The organism is Streptococcus ratti FA-1 = DSM 20564 (genome assembly GCF_000286075.1).
In the GTDB taxonomy this organism is placed as follows: Bacteria; Bacillota; Bacilli; order Lactobacillales; family Streptococcaceae; genus Streptococcus; species Streptococcus ratti.
In genome coordinates this window covers 48407-64115 of sequence record NZ_AJTZ01000004.1, presented here as the reverse complement: position 1 = coordinate 64115, position 15709 = coordinate 48407, and the positions used below count along the sequence as shown (strand labels likewise).

The 15709-nt window shown below is 40.5% G+C and carries 14 protein-coding genes and 1 tRNA gene; all 15 read left to right on the top strand.

Annotation, left to right across the window (positions count from 1 at the left end; translation table 11 throughout):
- Nucleotides 1–7 precede the first annotated feature (7 nt).
- The 15 genes from SRA_RS01950 to SRA_RS10330 all read left to right on the top strand — a co-directional run bounded on the left by SRA_RS01950 (nt 8) and on the right by SRA_RS10330 (nt 15601).
- A tRNA-Ser gene (locus tag SRA_RS01950) sits at nt 8–95 on the top strand.
- 63 nt (nt 96–158) lie between these two features.
- On the top strand, nt 159–977 hold the full coding sequence (gene mreC / locus SRA_RS01945) for a rod shape-determining protein MreC (protein ID WP_003087008.1): 819 nt from the start codon (nt 159–161) through the stop codon (nt 975–977).
- Between the two features lies 1 nt (nt 978).
- Complete coding sequence (mreD, locus tag SRA_RS01940) at nt 979–1500, top strand: rod shape-determining protein MreD (protein ID WP_003087007.1); 522 nt, start codon at nt 979–981, stop codon at nt 1498–1500.
- Nucleotides 1501–1596: 96 nt separating this feature from the next.
- Nucleotides 1597–2958: a CHAP domain-containing protein gene (locus tag SRA_RS01935; RefSeq protein WP_003087004.1), complete on the top strand. Its 1362-nt coding sequence runs from the start codon at nt 1597–1599 to the stop codon at nt 2956–2958.
- Between the two features lie 127 nt (nt 2959–3085).
- Complete coding sequence (locus SRA_RS01930) at nt 3086–4054, top strand: ribose-phosphate diphosphokinase (protein WP_003087001.1); 969 nt, start codon at nt 3086–3088, stop codon at nt 4052–4054.
- Between the two features lie 91 nt (nt 4055–4145).
- Entirely contained in the window at nt 4146–5321 is a 1176-nt protein-coding gene (locus SRA_RS01925; RefSeq protein ID WP_003086998.1) for a pyridoxal phosphate-dependent aminotransferase, read from the top strand.
- Nucleotides 5311–6072, top strand: a complete 762-nt coding sequence (recO, locus tag SRA_RS01920) for a DNA repair protein RecO (protein ID WP_003086997.1) — start codon at nt 5311–5313, stop codon at nt 6070–6072. The genes SRA_RS01925 and recO overlap by 11 nt, the downstream gene beginning before the upstream one ends.
- Before the next feature lie 126 nt (nt 6073–6198).
- Entirely contained in the window at nt 6199–7197 is a 999-nt protein-coding gene (plsX, locus tag SRA_RS01915) for a phosphate acyltransferase PlsX (protein ID WP_003086987.1), read from the top strand.
- A 1-nt stretch (nt 7198) separates the two neighbouring features.
- Nucleotides 7199–7438 carry an acyl carrier protein gene (locus SRA_RS01910; protein ID WP_003086986.1) on the top strand — a complete coding sequence of 80 codons (240 nt, stop codon included), beginning with the start codon at nt 7199–7201 and terminating at the stop codon, nt 7436–7438.
- Nucleotides 7439–7563: 125 nt separating this feature from the next.
- Nucleotides 7564–8271 carry a phosphoribosylaminoimidazolesuccinocarboxamide synthase gene (gene purC / locus SRA_RS01905; protein ID WP_003086984.1) on the top strand — a complete coding sequence of 236 codons (708 nt, stop codon included), beginning with the start codon at nt 7564–7566 and terminating at the stop codon, nt 8269–8271.
- Between the two features lie 9 nt (nt 8272–8280).
- Nucleotides 8281–12006 carry a phosphoribosylformylglycinamidine synthase gene (locus tag SRA_RS01900; protein WP_003086982.1) on the top strand — a complete coding sequence of 1242 codons (3726 nt, stop codon included), beginning with the start codon at nt 8281–8283 and terminating at the stop codon, nt 12004–12006.
- A 134-nt stretch (nt 12007–12140) separates the two neighbouring features.
- Nucleotides 12141–13580, top strand: a complete 1440-nt coding sequence (gene purF, locus SRA_RS01895) for an amidophosphoribosyltransferase (protein WP_003086980.1) — start codon at nt 12141–12143, stop codon at nt 13578–13580.
- A 241-nt stretch (nt 13581–13821) separates the two neighbouring features.
- Nucleotides 13822–14847, top strand: a complete 1026-nt coding sequence (gene purM / locus SRA_RS01890) for a phosphoribosylformylglycinamidine cyclo-ligase (RefSeq protein WP_003086979.1) — start codon at nt 13822–13824, stop codon at nt 14845–14847.
- Nucleotides 14847–15398, top strand: a complete 552-nt coding sequence (purN, locus tag SRA_RS01885; RefSeq protein ID WP_003086977.1) for a phosphoribosylglycinamide formyltransferase — start codon at nt 14847–14849, stop codon at nt 15396–15398. The genes purM and purN overlap by 1 nt, the downstream gene beginning before the upstream one ends.
- Nucleotides 15399–15424: 26 nt before the next feature.
- The gene (locus SRA_RS10330) at nt 15425–15601 is read left to right on the top strand and encodes a hypothetical protein (protein ID WP_003086975.1); all 177 of its coding nucleotides are present in this window, start codon (nt 15425–15427) and stop codon (nt 15599–15601) included.
- The last annotated feature ends 108 nt before the right edge of the window (nt 15602–15709 follow it).

Sequence of the window (15709 nt, the reverse complement as noted above, 5' to 3'; positions counted from 1 at the left end):
CATATTTGGAGAATTACTCAAGAGGCTGAAGAGGACGGTTTGCTAAATCGTTAGGTCGGGAAACTGGCGCGGGGGTTCGAATCCCCCATTCTCCGTAGTTAAACGAGATTATCTGTTGATATCTCGTTTTATTTATAGCTTGTGTGCGGGTGGTTAAAATGAAAAAAATGAGATTATCACGTTTTATTGTTTTTGTTGTTACGGCATTGCTGGCAATTGCAATAGGACTTTTTTTTATTTTTCAAGATTCCATTGTTATAAAATCAGTGTCTAAGCCAGTTAATACCGCGGTTTCCAGTGTTGATGAAATTTTGAATTTACCATTTCAATTGATTGATGGCACCAAACAGTTGTTTAAGACAAATTCGGAAAATAAATCATTAAAGCGCAAAGTGGAACAATTCGAAGGGCAGCAAAGCGAAATAGAAAAACTAAAAGAAGAAAATACAGCTCTTCGGAAAACTCTAAAAATTAAGGAATCTTTTCCTGATCAAACAGTTTTGTCTTCCAAAGTTATCGTTCGCTCACCTGTCTCTTGGCTCGATGTTCTAACTATAGATTTAGGAGAAAAAGATGGGGTTACTAAAAATATGCTGGTTCTTTCCAATGGCAGTTTAGTCGGAAAAGTTGCTCAAACAACCGCCGGTTCAAGTTCTGTAAAGTTACTTTCTAATACTAAAAATATGGATGAAATTCCTGTTAAAATTACCGCTAAAAAGGGTGATGTTTTTGGTATTTTAACGCATTATGATATTGAATCCAGAACTTTTGAAATTACACAGCTGACCTCCTCTCTCAAAGTTCAAAAGGGTGATGCTGTTACAACCAGCGGTTTGGACGGTCAGAGTACGGAAGGAATTTCTGTTGGTAAAGTTGTCTCTGAAGAAGATAATTCTAACAATCTTTCGCGAAAAATCATTGTCAAACCAGCGATTGATTTGTCAGATATTTCTCATGTAACCTTGGTAGGTGATTAACATGTCTGTCTTTAAAAATAAACCTTTTGCTGTTTTGTTAGCTTTCCTTCTCTTGCTTTTGGACGGGCATTTGTCGCTATTGTTGCGGATTCTCTTCCACAATCAGTTTATTGTTTCCAGTCATCTTTTAATTCTTCTTTTCTTATTTTACACAATTATTTTTAATCCTTATTTTGTTTTTATCTTGGCTTTTCTTTTAGGGATTATCTATGATTTTTACTATTTGGGAATCTATAATTTTGGCATCATGACACTGCTGTTTCCGCTGATAGCGGTCGTCATGATTAAAATCTGGAAGCATGTCAGCAGCGAACGGCCCCTTTCACGTTTCCTGGTTTTCTTTATCTTGCTTTTCTTTCTTGATTTTACTAGTATTGCCATAGCCTATTTTTATCAGTTAACAGCCTATCCTTTAAATGATTTTATCACTTATAATTTAGCACCGTCATTGATTTTCAATACGCTTGCCTTTCTTTTACTGCAAAAATTATTAGAGAAGATCTATCTTGAAAGGCGTCGTTAAAGCTTTTTAAATAAAAATGTAATAATGCCGTAATATATAAAACGGCTTTTTTTGATATAATGATAAAGTCTTATCGAAAAAGGAGTTATATTTGTAATGAAAAAAAGAATTTTATCTGCAGTTTTAGTTAGTGGTGTAACACTTAGTTCTGCGACAGTACTGTCATCTGTGAGTGCTGATGATTTTGATTCACAAATCGCGTCGCAAGATGCTAAAATTAATAATTTGACTGCTCAACAGCAGGCAGCTCAGACACAAGTTAATACTATTCAGGGACAAGTCAGTGCTTTGCAGACACAGCAGGCACAACTGCAAGCTGAAAACCAAAAACTTGAAGCTCAATCTGTTGTTTTAGGGAAAGAAATTCAAACCCTTTCAAATAAGATTGTTGCTCGCAATGAATCTTTGAAAAAACAAGCTCGCAGCGCCCAAAAGAGTAATGCAGCTGCAAGCTATATCAACGCTATTGTTAATTCAAAATCAGTTTCTGATGCTATTAACCGCGTTTCAGCTATCCGTGAAGTTGTTTCAGCAAATAAAAAAATGCTTAAACAGCAAGAGCAAGATAAAGCAGCTGTTGAACAAAAACAACAGGAAAATCAAGCAGCGATTAACACTGTTGCAGCTAACCAAGCAACAATTACTCAAAATACAAATGCTTTAACAACACAAAAAGCACAATTGGAAGCAGCACAATTAAACTTGCAAGCTGAATTATCAACTGCACAAAATCAAAAAGCTACCTTGGTTGCTCAAAAAGCAGCAGCTGAAGAGGCAGCTCGTCAGGCAGCAGCAGCACAAGCAGCAGCCGAAGCTAAAGCAGCGGCTGAAGCTAAAGCTTTACAAGAACAGGCTGCGCAAGCACAGCAGCAAGCAGCGACTAATCAACAAAACCAAGAAGCACAGCCAGCTGCTGATGCCAATTCTCAAACCAACAATCAAGAACAAGCTGTTAATCAAGAACAATCTTCACAAGCACAGCAAACACAAGAGCAAACTGCTCCAGCAGCACAAGCAAGTGAATCTACTACACAAGCAGCAGCTACTAATAATAATGCAGGACAGCAAAGTGCAGCGCAGACACAGCAGTCAACTGCAAGTACGGCAGCAGCATCCACAACAACAGCGTCATCCAATACTTCTTCTGCAAATACATATCCAGTTGGTCAATGTACTTGGGGTGTTAAATCATTAGCTCCTTGGGTTGGCAACTACTGGGGTAATGGCGGCCAATGGGCAGCCAGTGCAGCAGCAGCCGGATACAGAGTTGGTTCTACACCTACAGCTGGTGCTGTAGCAGTATGGAACGATGGCGGCTATGGACACGTGGCTTATGTTACAGGTGTTCAAGGCGGTCAAATTCAAGTTCAAGAAGCTAATTATAATGGTAACCAATCTATCGGTAACTACCGTGGATGGTTCAATCCAGGAAGTGTAAGCTACATCTATCCAAACTAAAAAGTTGTGTAAAAAAGATAAGATACGTCTTATCTTTTTATTTTTTCTAAAAATATCCTCGTAAATCTAATTGAAAAATTACCCTAAAAACGATAAAATGGTAAGGGATTAAAACTTTGGAGGAATTATGTCGTATTCTAATTTAAAATTGTTTGCTCTGTCTTCAAACAAAGAATTAGCAGAAAAAGTAGCCAAAACTATCGGAATCAGTCTTGGGAAATCAACGGTCCGTCAATTTTCTGATGGAGAAATTCAGGTTAATATCGAAGAATCCATTCGTGGGAAACATGTTTTTATTTTGCAGTCAACCAGCTCACCGGTCAATTATCATTTAATGGAAATTTTAATTATGGTTGATGCTCTTAAACGTGCCAGTGCTGAAACAATCAGTGTTGTCATGCCTTACTATGGCTATGCCCGCCAAGACCGAAAAGCACGTGCCCGTGAACCAATTACCTCCAAATTAGTTGCCAATATGCTTGCAGTAGCAGGTGTTGACCGTCTTTTGACTGTAGACTTGCATGCAGCACAAATCCAAGGATTCTTTGATATACCTGTTGACCACTTGATGGGAGCGCCTTTGATTGCTGATTATTTTGTCCGCCGCGGCATGTGCGGCAGTGACTATGTTGTCGTCAGTCCTGACCATGGCGGTGTTACGCGAGCCCGCAAACTGGCTCAGTTCCTCCAAACGCCGATTGCTATTATTGATAAGCGGCGAAATGTCAATAAAATGAATACCAGTGAAGTTATGAATATTATTGGGCATGTTTCCGGGAAAACCTGTATTTTAATTGATGATATGATTGATACAGCAGGAACGATTGCCCATGCTGCCGATGCTCTTGCTGCAGCCGGTGCAACAGCTGTTTATGCTTCCTGCACCCATCCTGTGCTGTCAGGTCCTGCTTTGGATAATATTCAGAATTCTGCCATTGAAAAACTGGTTGTTTTGGATACTATTGATTTACCGCAAGAACGTTTGATCGATAAGATTGAGCAAATTTCGATTGCTGATTTAATTTCAGAAGCCATTATTCGTGTGCACGAAAAACGACCGCTCTCGCCTTTATTTGAGTTTACTTTTCCACAATAAAAGAAAATCGCTGTTCAGCGATTTTTTTATGGGGTGAAAAAGCAGATTTTTTGGTGTATAATAATGATAATATAGTTGTAAGAGGTGTTTTATGGATTTGAGTAAACGTTTTAATAAGAATTTAGACCGAATCGAAGTCTCTATGATTCGCCAGTTTGATCAATCAATTTCAGATATTCCGGGAATTTTAAAATTAACTTTGGGAGAACCGGATTTTGCAACACCAGAACATATCAAGGAAGCTGCCAAAAAGGCGATTGATGCTGATAAAAGTCATTACACCGGTATGGCTGGACTCTTGGAGCTGAGGCAGGCAGCCAGTGCTTTTGTCAGTGAAAAATATCATCTAAACTACAATCCAGATAATGAAATTTTAGTTACCATCGGTGCCACTGAAGCTCTCTCAGCCACCTTAACGGCTATTATAGAACCTGGGGATAAAGTTCTTTTGCCAGCCCCTGCTTATCCTGGCTATGAGCCTATTGTTAATTTGGTCGGAGGAGATATCGTTGAAATTGATACGAGAGCCAACGACTTTGTGCTGACCCCTGAAATGCTTGAAAAGGCCATCGTAGATGAAGGAGCAGCGCTAAAAGCAGTTATTCTTAACTATCCTACTAATCCGACAGGCGTTACGTATTCGCGCCAGCAAATAAAGGATTTGGCTGCTGTTCTTAAAAAATACGATATTTTTGTCATCAGTGATGAGGTTTATGCGGAATTAACCTATACTGAAGAAAGTCATGTTTCGATTGCAGAATACCTGCCGGAACAGACGATCCTTATATCTGGTTTGTCAAAGTCACATGCTATGACGGGCTGGCGCTTAGGCTTGCTTTTTGCCCCCGCTCTTTTAACGGCGCAATTGATTAAGAGCCATCAGTATTTGGTAACTGCGGCAACTACCAATGTGCAATATGCAGCCATTGAAGCTTTGGTAAATGGTAAAGATGATGCTTTGCCAATGAAGGCAGAATACATCAAGCGCAGGGATTATATCATTGAAAAAATGGAAGATATGGGCTTTAAAATTATTAAACCGGACGGAGCTTTTTATATTTTCGCTAAAATCCCTGCTGAAAAGAATCAGGATTCCTTTAAATTTTTGCAGGATTTTGCTAGAGAAAAGGCTGTAGCCTTCATTCCAGGTGTTGCTTTTGGTAAATACGGAGAAGGCTATATTAGAATTTCTTATGCAGCAAGTATGGAAACGATTAAGGAAGCAATGGAACGCTTGAAAGAATTTATGGAGCAGTATGCAGACTAAGGAAACCAGAGGTTTAGTGCTTTACAACCGCCCTTTCCGTGAGGACGATAAACTAGTCAAAATTTTTACGGAAAGTTCAGGCAAGCATATGTTTTTTGTGCGCCATGCCGGCAATTCAAAGCTGTCCTCGGTTATTCAGCCGCTGACTGTGGCTGATTTCATCTTAAAGATTAACGATACAGGACTTTCTTATATAGAGGATTATAAGGAAGTTTCTCTTTTTAAGGAAATTAATGCCGATATTTATAAATTGGCCTATGCTAGCTACCTTGTGGCTTTGACAGATGCTGCCCTTCCAGATGCCAGCTTTGATGCCAGTCTTTTTGCCTTTCTGGTTAAAACATTGGAGTTAATGGATGAGGGTCTTGATTATGAAATCCTGACGAATATCTTTGAAATTCAGATTTTGGAACGTTTTGGCGTTCAGCTCAATTTTCATGAATGCTGTATTTGCCACCGTGTGGGTTTGGCTTTTGACTTTTCTCACCGTTATTCTGGATTGCTGTGTCCGGAACATTATGAAAAAGATGAGCATCGCAGTCACTTGGATCCTAATGTGCCTTATTTATTGGATCGTTTTCAGTCTCTTCGTTTCGAGGATTTAAAGACTATTTCTGTAAAATCAGAAATGAAGAGAAAGCTTCGAACCTTCATTGATGCGCTTTATGAAGATTATGTGGGCCTTCATCTAAAAAGTAAAAAATTCATTGATGACCTGGACAAATGGGGTAGTGTCATGAAAAAGGATTAGGGAATGAATATGTTATGTTCTAATCTGCAGCTTGTGTAACTTAGGTCTATTTGTTATTTTTTTGTAACGTTTAAAGACCTTTTGTTCGTGGTATAATTAAGGATAATTGTAAAAAAGGAAAGAAAAATGAAAAAAATTGCAGTTGATGCTATGGGGGGAGACAACGCACCTCAGGCTATTATTGAAGGGGTTAATCAGGCTTTGGCAGAGTTTCCTGATATTGAAATTCAGCTCTATGGAGATGAAGCTAAGATTAGGCCCTATCTTCAGGCAAATGAACGGGTTACGATTGTTCATACCGATGAAAAAATTAATTCAGATGATGAGCCAGCCAAGGCTGTCCGCAAGAAAAAGCAGGCTTCTATGATTTTAGGAGCGCAGGCGGTTAAAGATGGTAAAGCCGACGCTGTGCTTTCTGCGGGAAATACAGGAGCTCTGCTGGCAGCCGGTCTTTTTGTTGTCGGCCGCATTAAAAATATTGACCGTCCGGGGTTGATGTCAACTCTGCCGACGGTTAACGGTCAGGGATTTGACATGCTTGATTTGGGAGCTAATGCTGAAAATACGGCCCGCCATCTGTATCAGTATGCTATTTTGGGTTCTTTTTATGCTCAAAATGTCCGCGGTATTGCTCAACCGCGTATTGGTCTGCTCAATAATGGAACTGAATCAACCAAGGGAGACTCGCTGCGTAAGGAAGCTTTTGAACTCTTATCAGCTGATCAGTCTCTTCATTTTATCGGCAATGTTGAAGCGCGTGATTTGATGAATGGTGTTGCCGATGTGGTTGTCGCTGATGGTTTCACGGGAAACGCAGTCTTGAAGGCTATCGAAGGAACGGCACTTGGTATTATGGGACAGTTGAAAACTTCCATTAAAAAGGGAGGAGTCAGAGCAAAATTGGGAGCCCTTTTACTAAAAAACAGTCTTTATGATTTGAAAGATAATTTAGATTATTCAGGTGCCGGCGGCGCAGTGCTTTTTGGGCTTAAAGCACCAGTTGTTAAGTGTCATGGATCGAGTGATGCCAAGTCTGTTTATTACACGATAAAGCAAATACGTACGATGCTTGAGACTGATGTTGTCGGTCAATTAGTAGGAGAATTTTCTAAAAAGGGGGATTAGCATGACTAATGGTGAGATTTTTGCAAGGCTTTCTGCTTTGATTAAGCAACAGCTGCACGATGAAAGATTAAAGGTAGGCAAAGAAACCGTTTTTCATGACGACCTAGGGATGGATTCGATTGCTCTCGTGGAGTTTATCATTACTTTAGAAGATGAATTTAATCTTGATATTTCTGATGAAGATGTGGAAGATATCCAGACTGTGGGAGAATTGACAGATTATCTGGAACAAAGGCTTTAAAATAAAATCGTTCGCAAATAACGAACGATTTTATTTTTGTTCTGTAACAAAGTTTGTTAAATCTTGAATTATAGAAATCTGTGTGTTAAAATTTAAAGTAGAATATATGAAAGGCGAACAATTTAATGACCAGAGAACTTATTTATTCGGGTAAGGCTAAGGATATTTTTGCAACAGAAGACGAAAATGTGATTATTGCACAGTACAAGGATCAAGCGACTGCTTTTAACGGCGTTAAAAAGGAGCAGATCGCGGGCAAGGGGCAGTTAAATAATCAGATTTCGTCTTTAATTTTTGAAAAATTAAATGCGGCAGGAATTGCAACACACTTTATTGAGAAAATTTCAGATACAAAACAGCTAAATAAAAAAGTTGCTATTATTCCGCTTGAAGTGGTACTTCGTAACTATACAGCGGGCTCTTTTTCCAAACGCTTTGGTGTTGAGGAAGGGCTTAAATTAGATACGCCAATCGTTGAATTTTACTACAAAAATGATGATTTGGATGATCCGTTTATCAATGATGAACACGTAAAATTCCTTGGTATTGCAAATGATGAAGATATTGCCTATATCAAAGCAGAAACACGTCGTATTAATGAACTTTTGAAAGATTGGTTCAGCCAAATTGGTCTTAAATTGATTGATTTTAAATTGGAATTTGGTAAGGACAAGGATGGCAAAATTATCTTGGCAGATGAGTTTTCGCCAGATAACTGCCGTCTTTGGGATGCACAAGGACATCATATGGATAAAGATGTCTTCCGCCGCGGGCTGGGTGAGCTGACAGATGTCTATACGGTCGTTTTAGAGAGATTGAAGGGAATCAAGTAGGAAAAAAGTATGGATAAACGTATTTTTGTTGAGAAAAAAGCAGCATTTCGCGTTAAATCAGAATCTTTGGCCAAGGAGCTGAGCCATAATTTGCAGCTAAAAACACTGTCAGATTTGCGGATTGTACAGGTTTACGATGTTTTTAATTTATCTGAGGAGCTCTTTGACAGAGCTGAGAAGCACCTTTTTTCAGAACAGGTGACTGATGATATTTTAACTGAGGAGCAAGTGGCTGTAGCTCTGGATACTTCTGCTTTCTTTGCTATTGAATCACTTCCAGGTCAATTTGACCAGCGTGCAGCGTCCTCACAAGAAGCTTTGCTTCTTCTTGGTAGCAGTAATGATGTAACAGTTAATACGGCTCAACTTTATCTTGTTAACAAGGATATTGATACTGCTGAACTTGATGCGGTTAAGAATTATCTTCTTAATCCAGTAGATTCTCGTTTTAAAGATATTACGACAGGCATTGCGCCACAAGCATTCTCAGAATCAGATAAAACGATTCCAAATCTTGATTTCTTCAAGACTTATACAGCGGCTGAATTTGCTGATTATAAAGCTGAGCAAGGTTTGGCCATGGAAGTTGATGACCTTGTCTTTATCCAAGAGTACTTCAAATCAATTGGGCGCGTGCCAACGGAAACAGAATTGAAAGTTTTGGATACTTATTGGTCAGACCACTGCCGCCACACAACTTTCGAAACAGAGCTTAAACATATTGATTTCTCAGCGTCTAAATTCCAAAAACAATTACAGGCAACTTATGATAAATATATTGCTATGCGTGATGAACTTGGACGTTCTGAAAAGCCACAAACATTGATGGACATGGCGACAATCTTTGGTCGTTATGAACGTGCGAATGGTCGCTTGGACGATATGGAAGTGTCAGACGAAATTAACGCATGTTCTGTTGAAATTGAAGTTGATGTGAACGGTGTTAAAGAACCATGGCTTTTGATGTTCAAGAATGAAACACACAATCACCCGACGGAAATTGAACCCTTTGGTGGTGCCGCAACCTGTATCGGAGGCGCAATCCGCGACCCATTGTCAGGACGTTCTTATGTTTACCAAGCCATGCGTATTTCAGGTGCTGGTGATATTACAAGACCAATTTCAGCAACACGTCTTGGTAAATTGCCACAACAAGTGATTTCTAAAACAGCGGCACATGGTTATTCTTCATATGGTAACCAAATTGGTCTTGCCACAACTTATGTTAAAGAATATTTCCACCCAGGATTCGTCGCTAAACGTATGGAACTCGGTGCCGTTGTCGGTGCAGCTCCTAAGGGAAATGTTGTTCGTGAGAAACCAGAAGCTGGTGATGTGGTTATTCTTCTCGGTGGTAAAACTGGTCGTGACGGTGTCGGTGGTGCAACTGGTTCATCTAAAGTTCAAACGGTTGAATCTGTTGAAACAGCTGGTGCAGAAGTACAAAAAGGGAATGCCATTGAAGAACGTAAAATTCAACGTCTTTTCCGCAATGGTAATGTGACTCGTCTCATCAAAAAATCCAATGACTTTGGTGCTGGTGGTGTCTGTGTGGCAATCGGTGAATTAGCTGACGGTCTTGAAATTGACCTTAACAAAGTGCCTTTGAAATACCAAGGACTTAACGGAACTGAAATTGCTATTTCTGAATCACAAGAACGGATGTCAGTTGTGGTTCGTCCGAAAGATGTGGATAGCTTTATTGCAGAATGTCATAAAGAAAATATTGACGCGGTAGTGGTTGCCACAGTTACTGAAAAACCAAATCTTGTTATGACTTGGAATGGTCAAACAATCGTTGATATTGAACGTCGTTTCCTTGATACAAACGGTGTGCGCGTGGTGGTTGATGCTAATGTTGTTGACAGTCAAGTTGACATGCCAGAACAACGTACAACTTCAGCTGCGACACTTGAATCTGATACTGTAAATGTTCTTTCTGACCTTAACCATGCCAGTCAAAAAGGTTTACAAACGATTTTTGATAGCTCTGTTGGTCGTTCAACGGTTAACCATCCGATTGGTGGTCGTTATCAAATCACGCCAACAGAAAGTTCTGTTCAAAAACTTCCTGTTCAAAACGGTGTAACAACAACAGCGTCAGTTATGGCACAAGGGTTCAACCCTTATATTGCTGAATGGTCACCATATCATGGTGCAGCTTACGCTGTTATCGAAGCAACAGCTCGTTTGGTGGCAATAGGTGCGAATTGGTCTAAAGCACGCTTCTCTTATCAAGAATATTTCCAACGTATGGATAAACAAGCTGAACGCTTTGGACAACCAGTGTCAGCCCTTCTTGGGTCAATCGAAGCGCAATTACAACTTGGTTTGCCATCAATCGGTGGTAAAGACTCAATGTCTGGTACATTTGAAGAATTGACAGTACCGCCAACCTTGGTTGCTTTTGGTGTGACAACAGCAGATAGTTGTAAAGTTCTTTCGCCAGAATTTAAAACAGCTGGTGAATACATTTACTACATTCCAGGGCAAGCTATTTCACAAGACATTGATTTTGATTTGATTAAAGCTAACTTTGCTAAATTTGAAGCGATTCAAAAGACACACCATATCACATCAGCTTCAGCTGTTAAATATGGTGGTCTTATCGAAAGTCTTGCTCTTATGAGCTTCGGCAATCGTATCGGTGCTGATGTGAGAATAGCTGATCTTGACAGAAGCTTGACAGCACAACTTGGTGGATTTGTCTTTACATCTAACGAAGACCTTGCTGGCGCACTTAAAATAGGTCAGACAGTAGCGGACTTTACACTTGCTGTCAACGGTGTCAACCTTTCAGGAAATAAACTTTTATCAGCCTTTGAAGGCAAACTCGAAGATGTTTACCCAACTGAATTTGAACAAAGCACTAAACTTGAAGATGTTCCAGCAGTTGCTTCAGATGCAGTGATTAAAGCAAGTGAAAAAGTTGCTGAACCATTGGTTTACATTCCGGTTTTCCCTGGTACAAACTCAGAGTACGATTCAGCCAAAGCCTTTGAACAGGCTGGAGCAAAAGTTAACTTGGTACCATTTGTGACACTTGATGAAGCGGCTATTGAAGCATCTGTTGACACAATGGTTGACAATATCAGTAAAGCTAATATTATCTTCTTTGCAGGTGGTTTCTCAGCTGCTGATGAACCAGACGGTTCGGCTAAATTCATTGTCAACATCTTGTTGAACCAAAAAGTCCGCGCAGCTATTGACAGCTTTATTGAAAAAGGTGGTCTTATCATCGGTATCTGTAATGGATTCCAAGCGCTTGTGAAATCAGGTCTGCTTCCATACGGTAACTTTGAAGATGCGACTGAAACAAGCCCAACTCTTTTCTACAATGATGCTAACCAACACGTGGCGAAAATAGTTGAAACACGTATTGCCAATACAAATTCACCTTGGCTTGCAGGTGTTGAAGTGGGTGACGTTCATGCCATTCCAGTATCACATGGTGAAGGTAAATTCGTCGTAACAGATGAAGAATTTGCAGAACTTCGTGATAATGGACAAATCTTCAGCCAATATGTTGACTTTGATGGTAAACCAAGTATGGATTCTAAGTACAATCCAAACGGCTCTGTTAATGCGATTGAGGGTATTACAAGCAAGAATGGTCAAATCATCGGTAAAATGGGACACTCAGAACGTTATGAAAATGGTCTCTTCCAAAACATCCCAGGAAACAAAGACCAGAAATTATTTGAAAGTGCAGTAGCCTACTTTACAGGGAAATAATCACAGTAGATTACATGCTGTACTGAACACGGCCTAAGCACTGTGTCAAAAAGATAAAGCGTCTAGAAAATCAGGATTTTCTGCCGCTTTCCTAGTTTGATGGTGTGCTTAACGGCCTTTGTATCGAGGTAAAAATGACATACGAAGTAAAATCTCTTAATGAAGAATGTGGTTTGTTTGGTATTTGGGGACATCCTCAAGCTGCTCAGGTGACTTATTTTGGTCTTCATAGTTTGCAGCACCGCGGACAAGAAGGAGCTGGTATTTTATCAAACGATCAAGGGAAACTCTTGCGCCATCGTGATACTGGCTTGGTTTCAGAAGTATTCAAAAATCCAGCAAATCTGGAAAAATTAACAGGCTCTGCTGCCATTGGGCATGTCCGTTATGCGACAGCAGGTGAGGCTTCCATTGATAATATTCAGCCCTTCTATTTCAAATTTTATGATATGGAATTTGGCTTGGCTCATAATGGAAACCTGACCAATACTCAAACCTTGAAAAAAGGACTGGAACGTGATGGGGCCATCTTTTCTTCATCATCTGATACAGAAATCTTAGCGCATCTCATTCGTCGCAGTCACAATCCTAGTTTTATGGGCAAGGTCAAGGAAGCTCTTAACACTGTTAAAGGCGGCTTTGCTTACCTCCTCATGATGGAAGATAAAATGATTGCTGCTCTTGACCCTAATGGCTTCAGACCACTGTCTCTTGGACAAATGGCCAATGGGGCTATCGTTGTTTCTTCGGAAACTTGTGCCTTTGAAGTGGTCGGAGCCAAGTGGATTCGCGATGTGAAGCCGGGTGAGCTGGTAGTTATTGATGAAGAAGGTATCCATTATGATACTTATACGGATGAGACGCAACTAGCTATCTGCTCAATGGAATATATTTATTTTTCACGTCCTGATAGCGTAATTCATGGGGTCAACGTTCATACGGCTCGGAAAAACACTGGTCGCCGTTTGGCTCAAGAATTTAAATATGAAGCGGATATTGTAGTCGGTGTACCGAATTCATCGCTATCTGCGGCCAGCGGATTTTCCGAAGAATCAGGTCTGCCAAATGAAATGGGGCTTATCAAGAATCAGTATACACAGCGTACCTTCATTCAACCCACGCAGGAATTGCGTGAACAGGGAGTACGTATGAAATTATCAGCGGTGTCAAGTATCGTTAAGGGCAAGCGCGTGGTTATGGTGGATGATTCCATCGTGCGCGGAACAACTTCTCGCCGTATCGTTCAGCTGCTGCGTGAAGCAGGTGCCGCAGAAGTTCATGTGGCTATCGCCAGCCCGCCGCTCAAATACCCATGTTTTTATGGCATTGATATTCAAACGCGCCGTGAATTGATTGCGGCTAACCACTCTGTGGAAGAAACGCGCCAGATTATCGGAGCTGACAGCCTGACTTATCTTTCCATTGATGGCTTAATTGAGTCTATTGGTTTAGAAACAGATGCACCTAACGGCGGACTTTGCGTCGCTTACTTTGATGGAGAGTACCCAACACCGCTCTATGATTATGAGGAGCGTTATCTGGAAAGCCTAAAAGAAAAAACAAGTTTTTATTGATGAGGCTAAACTAAATAGCAGCTCTGCTATTTTCAAAAGAAAATGAGGAAAAATATTATGACAAAAAATGCTTACGCTCCACGTCTTACCACTGACTAAAGGCTGAAGCATTTGTCAGCGGACGCTTTGTCCTAGAGGACTAAAGCTAAAGACCTGATTAGCCTTTTCAGTCAAAAATATGGTTTGACTAAAAAGGCGTCGCAATCTTCAGTATAGTGATTTTAAAAAGAAGGAATTGATTATGACAGAAAACAAAAATGCTTATGCCCAATCTGGGGTGGATGTTGAAGCGGGTTATGAAGTTGTTGCGCGTATCAAAAAACACGTTGCTCGTACTGAACGTGCAGGTGTGATGGGAGCTTTAGGTGGCTTTGGTGGTATGTTCGATCTTACAAAAACTGGCGTGAAAGAACCTGTTTTGATTTCAGGAACTGACGGTGTGGGAACAAAACTCATGCTTGCCATCAAATATGATAAACACGATACCATCGGTCAGGACTGTGTGGCCATGTGTGTTAATGACATCATTGCGGCAGGTGCCGAGCCCCTTTATTTCCTTGACTATATCGCAACTGGTAAAAACGAACCGGCTAAGCTGGAGCAGGTGGTGGCTGGTGTGGCCGAGGGCTGCGTTCGAGCGGGTGCTGGTCTGATCGGCGGTGAAACAGCCGAAATGCCTGGTATGTATGGTGAAGACGATTACGACCTGGCTGGTTTTGCGGTCGGTGTCGCTGAAAAATCACAAATCATTGACGGATCAAAGGTCAAAGAAGGCGATGTGCTTCTGGGCCTTGCTTCCAGCGGTATTCATTCAAACGGCTACTCGCTTGTTCGCCGTGTCTTTGCCGACTATACAGGTGAGGAAGAATTGCCAGAGTTGGAAGGTAAAAAACTCAAAGATGTCCTTCTTGAACCTACTCGTATCTACGTTAAAGCGGTGCTTCCACTTATCAAAGAAGGATTGGTTAATGGGATTGCTCACATCACTGGTGGTGGTTTCATTGAAAATGTCCCACGGATGTTTGCGGATGATTTAGCTGCTGAAATCGAAGAAGATAAAGTTCCTGTTCTTCCAATTTTCAAAGCTCTTGAAAAATACGGTAAGCTGAAACACGAAGAAATGTTTGAAATCTTCAACATGGGTATCGGTCTTATGCTAGCAGTCAGCCCTGATAAGGTTGAGCGCGTGAAAGAATTGCTTGACGAACCAGTTTACGAACTTGGTCGTATAGTGAAAAAAGCTGATGCAAGTGTGGTGATTAAGTAATGAAAAAAATCGCAGTTTTTGCGAGTGGTAACGGGTCAAATTTTCAAGTCATTGCAGAGCAATTTCCAGTTGAGTTTGTCTTTTCAGATCACCGAGATGCATACGTCTTAGAGCGTGCAGAAAAGCTTGGTGTGACAGCTTATGCTTTTGAACTCAAAGAGTTTGATAATAAGGCCGCTTATGAAGAGGCTATTGTGGCTTTGCTTGAAAAATATGATATTGATTTGGTTTGTTTAGCAGGTTACATGAAGATTGTTGGTCCGACCCTGTTAGCGGCTTACGAAGGGCGTATCATCAATATTCACCCAGCCTACCTACCTGAATTTCCAGGAGCTCATGGCATTGAGGATGCTTGGGAAGCAGGAGTGGCTCAGTCTGGTGTCACCATTCACTGGGTGGACAGCGGTGTTGATACGGGGAAGATCATCAAGCAAGTGCGCGTGCCGCGCCTGCCAGATGACACCATTGAGAGCTTCGAAGCTCGCATTCACGAAGCAGAATACCAGCTTTATTCACAAGTGCTGGATAGTTTGGGAGTGGAGAGGAAATAGTTTTTATCGTAAGGGAGATAATAGGTATGATTAAGAAAATCCTTATTTATATTTTGACATTTGTTGTTACTGCCTTGGTAATCAACAGTGTAATTCTTTCTAGTTTAGAAAATCCTTTAAGATTATCTTTGTCCTATATTATTGCAGCAATAATGGGGCTAGTTGTTCTCGTATTTATAGAAAAATATTCAAATAGAAAGTAGTAATTCAGCAACTTTATAGCGCCTAACCGATGTTTCTTGCTGTGGCGAATAGACAATTGACAAGATTATCAATCGTCTTGGAATTTTTGAGATTTTGACTCAAAAGTT

Excerpts from the sequence above, each read along its gene's own strand:
- mreC (WP_003087008.1), top strand. The coding sequence starts at position 159 with ATGAAAAAAATGAGATTATCACGTTTTATTGTTTTTGTTGTTACGGCA.
- mreD (WP_003087007.1), top strand. The coding sequence starts at position 979 with ATGTCTGTCTTTAAAAATAAACCTTTTGCTGTTTTGTTAGCTTTCCTT.
- SRA_RS01935 (WP_003087004.1), top strand. The coding sequence starts at position 1,597 with ATGAAAAAAAGAATTTTATCTGCAGTTTTAGTTAGTGGTGTAACACTT.
- SRA_RS01930 (WP_003087001.1), top strand. The coding sequence starts at position 3,086 with ATGTCGTATTCTAATTTAAAATTGTTTGCTCTGTCTTCAAACAAAGAA.
- SRA_RS01925 (WP_003086998.1), top strand. The coding sequence starts at position 4,146 with ATGGATTTGAGTAAACGTTTTAATAAGAATTTAGACCGAATCGAAGTC.
- recO (WP_003086997.1), top strand. The coding sequence starts at position 5,311 with ATGCAGACTAAGGAAACCAGAGGTTTAGTGCTTTACAACCGCCCTTTC.
- plsX (WP_003086987.1), top strand. The coding sequence starts at position 6,199 with ATGAAAAAAATTGCAGTTGATGCTATGGGGGGAGACAACGCACCTCAG.
- SRA_RS01910 (WP_003086986.1), top strand. The coding sequence starts at position 7,199 with ATGACTAATGGTGAGATTTTTGCAAGGCTTTCTGCTTTGATTAAGCAA.
- purC (WP_003086984.1), top strand. The coding sequence starts at position 7,564 with ATGACCAGAGAACTTATTTATTCGGGTAAGGCTAAGGATATTTTTGCA.
- SRA_RS01900 (WP_003086982.1), top strand. The coding sequence starts at position 8,281 with ATGGATAAACGTATTTTTGTTGAGAAAAAAGCAGCATTTCGCGTTAAA.
- purF (WP_003086980.1), top strand. The coding sequence starts at position 12,141 with ATGACATACGAAGTAAAATCTCTTAATGAAGAATGTGGTTTGTTTGGT.
- purM (WP_003086979.1), top strand. The coding sequence starts at position 13,822 with ATGACAGAAAACAAAAATGCTTATGCCCAATCTGGGGTGGATGTTGAA.
- purN (WP_003086977.1), top strand. The coding sequence starts at position 14,847 with ATGAAAAAAATCGCAGTTTTTGCGAGTGGTAACGGGTCAAATTTTCAA.
- SRA_RS10330 (WP_003086975.1), top strand. The coding sequence starts at position 15,425 with ATGATTAAGAAAATCCTTATTTATATTTTGACATTTGTTGTTACTGCC.